The sequence below is a fragment of the Phytohabitans sp. LZ39 genome, assembly GCF_059359075.1.
On record NZ_JCADBM010000039.1, the window covers coordinates 36,567 to 48,198 of the forward strand.

Annotated in this window: 10 protein-coding genes; 3 read left to right on the forward strand and 7 right to left on the reverse strand. The window is 73.0% G+C overall.

Annotation, left to right across the window (positions count from 1 at the left end):
- Positions 1-209 precede the first annotated feature (209 nt).
- The gene (locus tag AC5L36_RS43345; protein ID WP_441224544.1) at positions 210-1,523 is read right to left on the reverse strand and encodes an MFS transporter; all 1,314 of its coding nucleotides are present in this window, start codon (positions 1,521-1,523) and stop codon (positions 210-212) included.
- Positions 1,524-1,725: 202 nt separating this feature from the next.
- Between AC5L36_RS43345 and AC5L36_RS43350 the strand changes: the two genes are divergently transcribed.
- Entirely contained in the window at positions 1,726-2,568 is an 843-nt protein-coding gene (locus tag AC5L36_RS43350) for an SDR family oxidoreductase (protein WP_441224546.1), read from the forward strand.
- 68 nt (positions 2,569-2,636) lie between these two features.
- Positions 2,637-4,517, forward strand: a complete 1,881-nt coding sequence (locus AC5L36_RS43355) for a hypothetical protein (RefSeq protein WP_441224547.1) — start codon at positions 2,637-2,639, stop codon at positions 4,515-4,517.
- A gap of 34 nt (positions 4,518-4,551) precedes the next feature.
- On the opposite strand, the gene AC5L36_RS43360 is transcribed toward AC5L36_RS43355, so the two are convergent.
- The 6 genes from AC5L36_RS43360 to AC5L36_RS43385 are packed head-to-tail and all read right to left on the reverse strand — an operon-like array spanning position 4,552 to position 10,784.
- A complete protein-coding gene (locus AC5L36_RS43360; RefSeq protein ID WP_441224549.1) occupies positions 4,552-5,400 on the reverse strand; it encodes a glycosyltransferase family 2 protein in 849 nt (282 codons plus the stop codon).
- Positions 5,397-6,314 (reverse strand): glycosyltransferase family 2 protein, encoded by a 918-nt coding sequence (locus AC5L36_RS43365; protein WP_441224551.1) that lies wholly within the window; start codon positions 6,312-6,314, stop codon positions 5,397-5,399. The genes AC5L36_RS43360 and AC5L36_RS43365 overlap by 4 nt, the downstream gene beginning before the upstream one ends.
- The gene (locus tag AC5L36_RS43370) at positions 6,311-7,651 is read right to left on the reverse strand and encodes a hypothetical protein (protein WP_441224552.1); all 1,341 of its coding nucleotides are present in this window, start codon (positions 7,649-7,651) and stop codon (positions 6,311-6,313) included. The genes AC5L36_RS43365 and AC5L36_RS43370 overlap by 4 nt, the downstream gene beginning before the upstream one ends.
- Complete coding sequence (locus AC5L36_RS43375; RefSeq protein WP_441224554.1) at positions 7,638-8,735, reverse strand: glycosyltransferase family 4 protein; 1,098 nt, start codon at positions 8,733-8,735, stop codon at positions 7,638-7,640. Before AC5L36_RS43375 ends, AC5L36_RS43370 begins: the two co-directional genes overlap by 14 nt.
- Positions 8,732-9,583 carry a glycosyltransferase family 2 protein gene (locus AC5L36_RS43380; protein ID WP_441224555.1) on the reverse strand — a complete coding sequence of 284 codons (852 nt, stop codon included), beginning with the start codon at positions 9,581-9,583 and terminating at the stop codon, positions 8,732-8,734. Before AC5L36_RS43380 ends, AC5L36_RS43375 begins: the two co-directional genes overlap by 4 nt.
- Before the next feature lie 7 nt (positions 9,584-9,590).
- Positions 9,591-10,784 carry a lipopolysaccharide biosynthesis protein gene (locus AC5L36_RS43385; RefSeq protein ID WP_441224557.1) on the reverse strand — a complete coding sequence of 398 codons (1,194 nt, stop codon included), beginning with the start codon at positions 10,782-10,784 and terminating at the stop codon, positions 9,591-9,593.
- 414 nt (positions 10,785-11,198) lie between these two features.
- Here AC5L36_RS43385 and AC5L36_RS43390 point away from each other — a divergent pair, with 414 nt between their 5' ends.
- Positions 11,199-11,624, forward strand: a complete 426-nt coding sequence (locus AC5L36_RS43390; RefSeq protein WP_441224558.1) for a YveK family protein — start codon at positions 11,199-11,201, stop codon at positions 11,622-11,624.
- Positions 11,625-11,632: the final 8 nt, after the last annotated feature.

Here is an 11,632-nt window from a genome sequence, read left to right on the forward strand (position 1 = left end):
AGCCCTGTCACCCTCTGGGCGGGTATACGGGACCCCTGCCGGGACTCACGCCTAAGAGGGCTGCCCTCTTTGGGACAAGGGGGGCTTGGCGCGCGGAGCCGGCAGCGGACGGCCGGGGTTTCGACGAGCCCCTGGCGAGGAGCCGGCCGGGAGCGGTGCCCGCGGGAGCATGCGGTCCGCAGCTGACGCGGACGGGGGCAAATAGTCGTTCAGGTCGTGAGGACGGCTTGCGGCGAGCTCTTGTCGCGGATGGGCGTGGCGGGGGCGAGGGTCGGCGCGGTGATGTCGATGTCGCGGGTCTCCTTGGAGTAGAGGAAGGCGACCAGCGAGATCAGCGCGGTCGCGATGATCCAGCCGGCGACCAGCCACGGCGCGCCGCCGCCGGCCCGCAGCAGGGCCGCTGCCAACAGCGGGGAGAAGCCGGACACCACGGCGCCGACCTCGCGGGAGGCGGCGAATCCGGTGTAGCGGACGCCGGCGCCGAAGAGCTCGGCGTAGAAGATGGGCTGCACGGCGATCATCGGGGCGAAGCCGAGCGCCATCGCGGTGACCATCGCCAGCCAGATCACCACCGGCTGGCCGGTGCCGACCAGCAGGAAGGGTGGCACCGCGAAGAGGGCGGTGAACACCACGCTGAAGAGGTTGAGCGGGCGGCGGCCGATGCGATCGGCGAGCGAGCCGTACACCGGCTGGAGGGCGATCACCACGAGGCTGAACAGGATCACGCCGGTCAGCGCGACGGCCCGGCTCTGCTGCTCCTCCTTTACCAGGTACGTGATCATGAAGGTGCCGTAGACGTAGACGACCGCGGTGTCGCAGACGTGCGCGCCCACGCCGACGAGGAAGCTGCGCGGATAGCGGCGCAACGTGGTCAGGACCGGCGACGGCACGGTCGTGCGGTCGCGCTCCATGGCCAGGAAGACCGGTGACTCGGCGACGCGCAGCCGCACGTACAGCGAGACGAAGATGAGCACGAAGCTGGCCAGGAACGGCAACCGCCAGCCCCACTCCCGCACCGCCTCGTCGCCGAGCATCTGCACCAGCAGGAACGCGACCGTGCCGGTGAGCAGGCCGACCTGCACGCCGGTCTGCACGAACGAGGCGTAGTACGCCCGCCGGCCGCGCGGCGCGTGCTCGGCCAGCAGCGTGGACGCGCCGCCGAACTCCGCGCCGGCGCCCAGCCCCTGGCAGATGCGGGCGGCGACGAGCAGGATGGGCGCGAGCACGCCCGCGCTCTCGTAGGTGGGCAGCAGCCCCACGATCCCGGTCGCGAAGCCCATCAGCAGCGTGGTCATGACGAGCGTCGAGCGCCGCCCGATCCGGTCGCCGAGGCGGCCGAAGAAGAAGCCGCCCAGCGGCCGGAAGATGAACGCCACGCCGAACGTCGCGAACGAGGCCAGCACCCGCACCGTATCGGACGCGTTGGGAAAGAACAGGTCACCGAGGACAAGTGCCGCGGCAAGGCCGTAGATGAAGAAGTCGTACCATTCCAGGGCCGTGCCCACCAGCGATGCCGTAACCACCCGGCGCAGCTCAGGGCCGGCGCGAGTGGCTGGTGCGGGGGTCGGCGGGGTCAAGCGGGTCTCCGGCGGCGTGGGATGACGGTGATACGCAACCGCGGGTTTCTGGGACGGGGGTTTCGCGGCAGGGTACAGCGTGCCAGGTTTGACGCCGCCCGTGTTGGTTTCGGCCGCGTGTTGCCGATCGTGGAAGGACAATGCCGACATGACCCTCGCCGTCACCGGGGCGACCGGACGCCTAGGCCGCCGCGTCGCCGAGCGGCTCGCCGCCGCTGGCGTGCCGCAGCGGCTGATCGTCCGCGACCCCGACCGCGCGCCAAGCCTGCCGGGCGCCGAGGCGGTCCGCGCCGAGTACGCCGACGGCGAGGCCGCCCGCCGCGCCCTCGACGGCGTCACCACGCTCTTCATGGTCTCCGGCGCCGAGGAGCCGGGCCGGGTGGAGACGCACCGCACGTTCATCGACGCGGCGGCCGCGGCGGGCGTCACGCACCTTGTGTACACGTCGTTCTTCGGTGCCGCGCCGGACGCGACGTTCACGCTCGCCCGCGACCACTGGGCCACCGAGGAGCACATCGCCGCCAGCGGGCTGCGCGCCACGATCCTGCGCGACAACCTGTACATCGACTTCTTCCCGCTGATGGTCGGCGACGACGGCGTGCTGCGCGGACCGGCCGGCGAGGGGCGGGTGGCCGCCGTCACCCAGGACGACATCGCCGACGTGGCGGTGGCCGTGCTGCGCGAGCCGGAAAAGCACGCGAACGCGCGGTACGACCTCACCGGCCCGGCCGCCCTCACGATGCGCGAGGTGGCATCGACTATCACCGAGGTCACCGGCCGCCAGGTCAGCTACCAGGACGAATCGCTCAACGAGGCGTACGCGTCGCGTGCGGCGTACGGCGCACCGGCCTGGCAGGTCGACGCTTGGGTGAGCACCTACACGGCGATCGCCGCCGGCGAGCTCGACGGCGTCACCGAGGCGGTCGCCACGGTGGCCGGTCACCCGGCGACCAGCCTCGCCGACCATCTATCCGCCCTGCGTACGACCTGACCTGCGACTAGCGGACGTGCCCTCGCTCGCTAGGATCCGCATACGGAATCTGCGGGGAGGATGTGGGGATGCAGCCAGGCAATCCGTACCACCTGATCGAGGCGGTTGGCTCGTGTCAGGTGGGCAGTGTCTGGTCGGCCATCGACCCACAGGGCCGGTCGCTGATGGTGGCGCTGCTCGACCCCAACGTCGCCACCGACCAGCGCTGGCGGGAGGCGTTCCAGGAGGCGGCAAACGCGCTGGTACAAGCCGGCGAGCCGGGCTACCTGTACGCCGACTTCGCGTCCGGGGCGCCCTGGGTGGCGTACTCGGCGGAAAACGGCATCGGTGCCGAGCGGGTCTTCCTGGCGCTGGGCATGGACTTCCAGCCGGTGCCGCCGGATGGGCTCGGCCCGATGGACTACACCCCGTTCGAGCCGGCGACGCACGAGACGCCGGCCGCGCCGGAGACGCCGAGCACTCCTGAGGCGCCGCCCACGCAGGTGATTCCGGCCACTCCGGCGGCCCAGGCGCCGCCTGCCTCGGTGGCTGCGCCGGTCACGCCTCCCCAGCAGCAGCCGCTGCCGCCCGACGTCCTCGCGTCCACCGAGGCACCACCGACGACGGTCTTCCCGCAGGCGCACCCCGCACCGCCGGCGCACCCCGGACCGCAGGCGCACCCTGGACCGGCCCCGCAGCCCACACCGCCGGCGCACCCTGGACCGCTGGCGCACCCTGGACCGGCCGCGCAGCCCGCACCGCCGGTGCAGGCCCCACCGCCCGCGCAGCCCGCACCGCCGGCGCAGCCCGGACCGCCGGCCGCCGAGTCCGCGCCGCCGGCCCCGCCCGTGCACCAGGCCGCGGCTCAGCAGCCCGCGCCGGCCCACGTCGACGCCGAGACCACTCAGCCCACCCAGCGGATGGAGCCGCCACCACCACCGCCGATCGCGCCGTGGGGCGGCGGGCATCCGGTGTCCCCGCCCCCGCAGCAGGCCGCCCCCGCGCCGCCACCATTGGTCTCCGGTCCCCCATACCCGACCTCCGGCGCGCCGCACCCCACCTCCGGCGCGCCGCACCCCACCTCCGGCGCGCCGCACCCGACATCCGGCGCTCCACATCCGACGTCGGGCGGGCCGCTCCCTACGTCCGGCCCGCCGCAGCCGATCTCCGGCTCGCCGATGTCGCCGGCGTACGGGCAGCCGCTCTCGCCCGCCTACGGCGCACCGGCCTACGGGCCGCGCCCGCCGCAGGGCCCCGCGCCCTACGATCCCTACGCGCCGGTGGCGCCGCCGCCACGGCGCTCCCGCACCGGGTTGTGGATCGGCATCGCCGTAGCCGTGCTGGTGCTGATCGCCGGGGGTGGCGGCGTCTACGCCTGGAGCGCCTCGGGCGGCGAGCCCAATCCGCCCACGCAGACCAACACCGCCACCGAGGCGCCGCTGCCCACCGCCACCCCGCTCAGCCCGGGTGTCGAGCCACCCGAAGACGGCAACTGGAGCGCGAACTGGCCGAGGTTCGCCGACCCACCAGACAAGGTCCGCGAGCTGATCCTGGAAGGGGTCGGGTTCAAGTTTCTCGTGCCGCGCGACTGGGATTGCCAGCTCGCCGGGAGCGGCGACGGCTTCGTCAAGTACAACTGCGGCCCCGGACCGGGCGGCGCGGAGATCGGCGGCGAGTTCGTCGTGCGCGATTGTCCGTCGCCCTGCGACGACGCGCGCCGGATCGCCATGCGCAAGGCCGAGGAGGCGTGGGGGCTCCAGTGGAAGCGGGGTTCGCGCACGTCCGCGTACGCCGAGACCAATGAGATCGACGGCCAGCCACGCTACGGGCTCGTGATCGTGGCGTACTGGCGCAGCACACCCGACGAGGCGATCGACCGGCAGCTCGTGTTTCGGATGACGGCGCCGGTCAAACAGGCCGACGTGATCCGGAAAATCTCCCGCTCGATGCGCACCAGCGCGCTCTTCTGACCGTCGACTGACTCCGGCCGCTGGCGGGCTGGAGTCAGCCCGGCAGACCGGACGGAGGCGGGGACGACGGCGCGGGGTCGCTCACCGGCGTGCCGATCAGCGCGGCGGCCCTGGCGTGCCGCCGGCGAGCCCGCGGGATGCCGGCGACGAACTCGGGGAACATGGCGAAGAACGTACGCGCCGATCGCAGCTCCTGCGCGTGCGCCCGAGACCACCGCAGCGAGTTGTTGGCCCGGGCCCAGTGGTGGATCCACCGGACGTCGCCGAGCAGCGCCACCCGCTCCCCCTCGCGCCAGGCGCGCAGGCACAGCTCGATGTCTTCGTAGTAGAGGAAGAACCGCTCGTCCCAGCCGCCGAGGCTCGCGAAGGTCTCCCGCCGGGCGGCGAGGGCGGCGCCGGTCACCCAGGGCACCCACACCGCCTCACCGGGCGCCGCCGTGACCCGGTAGCCGGCGTGGATGCGGGACCACGGCCACACCCTGCGGTTGCCGAGCCGCGCCGTGAAGTAGGGAAAGCCGCGCCCGTTCGGCTGCGCCTCGCCGGTGGTGCTGAGCAGCTGCGGCGCCACAAGCCCGCCGTGGGCGTCGAGGTGGAGCTGGAGCCGGTCGAGCCCATCCGGCTCGACCTCCAGGTCCGGGTTGGCGAACAGGACGTAGTCGGCGACCGACTCGCGCATCCCCGCGTTGTTGGCCGTGCTGAAACCGACGTTGTCCGGCAGCCGCACCACCCGCGCGCCCAACTCTCGCGCCACGGCGGCCGAGTCGTCCTCGGAGTCGTTGTCGACCACGATCCAGTCGTACGGCTTGGGCCCGCTCCAGCACCGCCGCAGCATCTCGGCGGAGTTGTAGGTCACGGTCACCAGGCTCCACGAATGGCCTGTCATGAGGCCCTCCCCGTTCGTAGATAGCCGGTCAAAGACGCGATGCCGAAACGCTCACCGCGCCACTCCCGGCGTGCCGCCGGGGACTCCCACAGACCCCGCGCGACGCCGCGCAGGAACGGGCGCAGCAGGCCCTGCCGCGCCCGACGAGCCGCCAGCGCGCAGTGCGCCAGCGCGATGAACGGGATCGCCAGCAGCGCCAGCGGCCACGAGAACGTGCGCGCGGCGACAAGAATCCTGTTGCGCGCCAACAGGAACGCCCGGAAGCCGAGCAGCTTGCCGTCGCCCTCGACGCTGTGCCCGCCGGCGTGTCGCAGCGCGAGGTCGAGCGGGCGGGTGCGCCGGCCCGCCGCGTAGAGGCGGTAGGCAAGGTCGGCGTCCTCGCCCCAGGCGAAGAGGTGCTCGTGAAAGCCGCCGAACTCCTCGAAGACCGCGGTGGGAAACACCGCGCCACCGCCCGAGGGACCGATCGGCCGCCGCCGCGTGCCGGCCGGCCGGTCGTTGAACAGCGAGATCGGGTGCACCTCGATACCCGTGTACTCGCCGCCGCGCATGGCCAGCCCGACCGCGATCGGGTCGGCGGGCGCCGCCGCGATGGCCGCGCGGATCCGGGTGAGCGAGTCGTCGCGCAGCCACACGTCCGGGTTGAGCAGGAGCACGTGGCTTGTGCCGGCGGCGGCGACCGCGCGGTTACAACCGGCGGCGAAGCCCGGGTTGGCCGGCTCGGGCAGGTACGTGTACCGATCCTCGTCGAGGCAGTCGGCGATGACCTTGGCGCACCCGTCCTCGGGCCAGTTGTCGGCGAACACGAACCGCACCGGCAGGCCCGCCGCGCTGCGCGCCCAGGTCGGCAGCGTCTCGGCCAGCATCGGCGCGGACCGGTAGAGGACCGTCACGACGGTCAACGCTTCGGTCACGTCACGGTCCTCCTTCCCAGCCGGTACAGCACCCACAGGCCCGGGACGAGCGCCAGCCAGGTGGCGTAGATGAACGGGTACAGCTCGTAGACGCCGAACGCCGCGAAGTACACGATGAAGCCGCGGGCGAGCTGATGCGCCGGGCTGGCGCCGAACTCCAGCCGCCGCTCGGCCAGCCCGACGGCGAGCCCGAGCACGACCAGAAACACGGCCGCGCCGATCGGGCCCCAGTCGAGCAGCGGGATCGCGACGAACGTCGCCGTGTTCATGTAGTAGGGCTGGCTCAGCTGTGAGGTCGTGCCGTAGAGGTCGACACGGCCGACCAGCGCCTCGGCCCTGGAGCCGAGAAACATCACGGAGTACGCGCCGTGCTCCGGCCGGATGCTGTCGCGCTGCGCCCACAGCCGGCCGAACGTCTCCGTGGACGAGCTGAGCGACAGGTCGAGCGAGCCGACGCTCGACGAGATCGGGTTGTCGCCGTACCGGGAGCGGAACTCGTCTTCGAACGAACCGGTGCCGGCGAGCGTGCGCTGCCCGCCGAGGAACACGACCGCGCCGACGAGCGCCACGGCCGCGAGCAGGATGGCGACCGGCCTCCGCCCGGTAAGCAGCCGCGGCCGCCGCACGCCGGCGCGGCGCACCGACAGCACCGCGATGATCGCCGGTACGAGGCCGACGAGCACGGAGTTTTTGCTCGCCCCGAGGGCGGCGCCGGCGGTGAACACCACGGTGGCGGCCAGGTACAGCACGAGCGGCCAGCCGCGCGAGGTGAGCGCCCGCAGCAGGGAGACGGCCATGCCGAGCGTCCAGGCCTCGGAGATCAGGCCGACCGGGACGCTCGCCCGCTCGCGCAGCACCTGCCGGGCGACGTCGGGGTTGTCGGCGAACAGCGGCGGCGTGATCCCGCGGAACCGCAGCCACGCGGCGACCACCGCGACGGCGAAGACCACCAGCAGGTACACCCGGAGCCGGCCCTCTGACGGCCAGGTGAGCGCCGGTCGCTCGCCCGCACGCGGGACGCCAAGCCGCTCGGCGAGGCGCCGCCCGCCCGCCCAGGCGACGAGGAAACCGCCCGCGTAGACGGCGAGCGCCGGGATGGCGGCGGGACCGGCCCACGAGTCGTACGGCCCGTCGAGCGTGAGCACCGCGACGAAGACGGCGACCCAGGCGGCGGCACAGAGCGCGAGTCCCCACATCCGGGCGCGGGCGGCGGATACGGCGGCCACGAGGAACGCGAACGTGGCGGCGAGCGCGGTGTCCTGGGTCAGCAGGATCAGGAAGGCGCCCGCCGCGAAGGCGAGTGCGGCCGACCAGTCGCGCCGCTCACCGGGTGCCATCAGCGACCGACCGGTAGAGCCTGAGCCACCGCTCAACACATTGACCAAAGGAGTACTCCTGGGCGTACCAGCGGGCCAGCTCGCGCCGCGCGGCGACAACAGTGGCGCCGGCGCCCTCGGTGGCCTTCACGACCGCGGTCGCCACGCCGGCGGGCGTGAGGTCGGCCCGGTGGGCCAGGACACCGTCGCCGTGCCGGGTGAGGTCGGCCAGGCCGCCGGCGCCCGAATGCACGACCGGGACGCCCAGCGACATCGCCTCGAGGGCGCTGCGCCCGAACGACTCCACTCTGGACGGCACGACGAGGCAGTGCAGCCCGCGCAGGAACGAGGCCGCGTCGACCCGGCCGACCGCCCGCACATTGGGCAGCGGCGGCACCGGCGTCGATCCGGCTCCCGCGACGAGGAACTCCGCCTCGGGCAGCGCGGCGGCGATCCCGGGGATCAGGTCGGCGCCCTTTTCCGGCTCCAGCCGGCCGAGGAAGCCGACCCGGATCCGCCCCGCCGGCATGCCGGCCGAGTCGTCCACCGCGGGCCAGGCCGCCGGCAGCGGGTTGGGGATGACCCGCACGTCCCGGACGCGACCGCGGGTGCGCAGCTCCTCCGCCTCGAAGTCGGAGACGGCGACCGTGGTGTGCGGGCGGACCCGGCGCATCGCGAGGTCGAGCATGATGTTGGTCTGTAGCGTGGCCCTCGCCCGCGCCGACGGCGCCGCGTCGCGGTACTGCCAGAGGCTGTTGTGCAACGCGACGACCAGCCCGGTGCGGCGCAGGTCGCCGCGGAGCGCGGCGCGGGTGTGCATCGCGGCGGAGAGCAGGTGGGCGCTCACCACGTCGGGCCGCAGCCGGCTGGCGAGCCGGCGGATCTCGCCGACGTAACCGAAGTCGATGCGGCGGCTCGCGCCAAGCTCCATCCAGGACACTCCGGCCGCGCGCAGCCCCGCGGCGACCTCGTCGTCGGGCGTACACGCGATGACCTCTACGCCGTGCTCCGCCAGCGCCGGCAGCATCTCGACGAGGAAGCGCTCCGCACCGCCGAGCTGCCGGCGTCCGTAGCCGCCGGTGGTGCAGACGACCATCAGCTTCATGGCGCGCGCATCCCCTCGAGAGCGCCGCGGGCGACCGCCCGGCGCACCTCGCCACGGCTGGCCGCGGCCCGGACGAGCGCGCCGAGCGCGTAGGCGCCGCCGGCGATCCGGCCCCGCCAGCCGGCGAGCTCACGGCTGGCCCGGACGAACTCGCGGGTCTGCCGGCGGGCGATCTCCGCACCACTCCAGCGGCGCTTGGCGCTGGCGTCGTCTTCGTGGGTGACGACCGCCTCCGGCACGTACGCCAGGCGCAGCCCACGCCGGCGGACGGCCCAACACAGCCGCAAGTCTTCGGAGTAGAAGAACGACGACTCGTCCACGCCGCCGATGTCGTCCAGAGTGGACCGTCTGATCGCGACGAACGGCCCGGAGAGCCAGTCTCCCCGCTCCGGTGTCGCGACGATCCGCAGCCCGCGCAGGAGCAGGCTCAGGCCGGTGGCGTGGGCGAGGCCGACGGGGATGGTGAGGAAGCGGCCGGCAGCGGTCTGGTCGCTGCCGTCCGCGCCGCGTACACCCGGAAAAGCCGCGCCGACGGCCGGATCGGCGGCGCGGGCGGCGAGCAGCTCGACCGCGCCGGGGTGTACGACGATGTCGTTGTTGGACAGGACGACGACCGAGCGCGTGGTGTGCCGCACGCCGAGGTTCATGCCCTTGGCGTAGCCGAGGTTCACCGGCGACCGCACGTACGCCGCGCCGGTCTCGGCGCACATCGCGCGCAGCTTGTCACCGATCGCCTCGGCGCTGCCGTTGTCGACGACGACCACCTCGACACCGTCGGGCAGCGACCGCACGCACCCTTGTGTGCGCTCGAAATCCTCCCAGGTCAGTACGACAACGGAGACGTCCATCGCCCGATCACCCGCCAGCCGTCAGGGCGGGGGTGCGGACCAGGCTGAGCCGGGTGCGCACCGCGTAGACGGCGTAGGCCGACGACGAGGCCAGCGCGGCACCGAACGCGCCGAGCACCGGGATCAGCAAGAAGTACAGCGCGACCGCGACGCACATGACGGTGAGCGCCACCGCGGTGGTCGCCTGCTCGCCACGCACCTTCAGCAGCAGCGCGCTCCAGGTCTTGCCGGCCGCCACCGCGATCGCACCGGGCAGCAGCAGGAGGCCGTAGAGCCAGCCGTTCGCGTACTCCGACCGGATCAGGCCGACCACGCCGAGCCCGGCGACGGCGGCGAGCGCGACCGGCAGCGCGGCCCGCACGATCAGCCCGGTGGGCTCCGGTGTGGCGTCGTCACGCTCCCGGTCGACGAGGATCCGCTGGGCGCGTACGACGGCGCCCGCCTGCGCGAACTCGAGCGCCGCCACGGCCAGCGCGTAAACGCCCAGCGGGCCGCTGCCGGCGAAGCGGGCGATCAGGATCTGGTCCAGCCGGTACGTCAACATCTGCGCGCACACTCCTATGTGGAGCTTGCCCATCGCGCGCAGGTCGGCTCGGAGATCCTGACCGGTGGCGATCGCACCGGTCGGCGCCCGGTAGCGCCAGGCCATGCCGAGCACGGTGAGGCACATGACCACGCCGGTGAACGCCTGCACCGCGAGCCACGCCACGCTCCACACCCGGCCGTCGAGGCGGTCGGCCGCGTACAGCCCGACGTAGGCGAGCACGAGAATGGCGCCGCCGAGCGCGCGCGTGCCGTACACGAAAAGGAACCTGTCGACCCGCAGGGCGAGCGACGAGAACGCGTTGAAGACGGTCAGCGCGCACGCGGCGCCGACGCCGACGGCGTAGCTGCCGATGCCGGCCAGCGCGGTGAGCGCCGCGGCGGCGCCCGCGGCGAGCGCGAGGCAGCCGGCCAGGAACGCCAGCATCCACCACGCGCCGCGCTCGAAAATCCAGCCGGCCGGGCGGGAAAGGAGGAATGTGTCGACCGAGAAGCTGCCGATCGCCGCACCGAGCGTGGCGCTGGCGACGCTTGCGGCGAGCTCGCCGCGCTCGGTCGCCGGCAGGGCCACCGAGACGAGGGCCGCGCAACCGGTGAAACCGAGGGCGGCCATGTAGACCCGCTCGGGCGTGACAAGACGCCGGTGCAGCGCTGTCACGGCTCCCCACCCCCGCGGCATTTATCGACCATTGTGTGCGCGCGACTCGTCAAGCGGCCTATGGTCGCGGGACCTTCCTACCTGATGCCGGCCCAACGCCGCAAGTCAATCTGTTACCGGCGGATTGCCGCTCGCTCGCCTTATGTATCCCCGTGTTCCACTTGGGAGGTAATCTCTGCGGGACCTCTTGCGACCGAATCGTTGTGGAGCACAATGTCAGCCACCCTCTATGTCCGCGCGATTCGCGGCAATTGGCTGCTTATCACCGCATTAGTGATATGTGGCGGATTTGGGCTTGGCCTGCTCGCACACAGTAAGGATGCGGTCTACGCGTCGGAGGCGAAGCTGCTGATCTCCTTCACACCGCCGCCCGAGCGCCCCTCGCCACTGGCCAGCCGGCTCATGCAGCGGCGGGTGAAGACGTACACGACCATGCTGGCCACGCCGCGCCTGACCCAGCCGGTGATCGACTCACTGCGGCTGGACACCACGCCGGAGCGGCTCGGCGAGCGGGTGCGAGCGTCGTCGCCACTCAACACGCACGAGATCAACATCACGGTCACCGACTCCAGCCCCACCCGGGCCGCCGCCATCGCCACCGCCCTCGCGGCCGAGCTCGGCAAGGTCGCCCAGCGGGAAAAGCCCACCACCGACCTGCCGGTCAGCACGAGCGTCTCCGTCGAGAGCGCCGCGACGACGCCCGGCGAGCCACGCGCCGTGCGCTGGCCGCTGCACGCGCTCGCCGGCGCGCTGGCCGGCTTCGCGATCGGGCTCGGGCTGGCCGTCCTGCGTGGCCGGAGTAACGACAACGCCGGCAGCAGGGTGCCGGTAGGCCAGTAGTCGTCTAT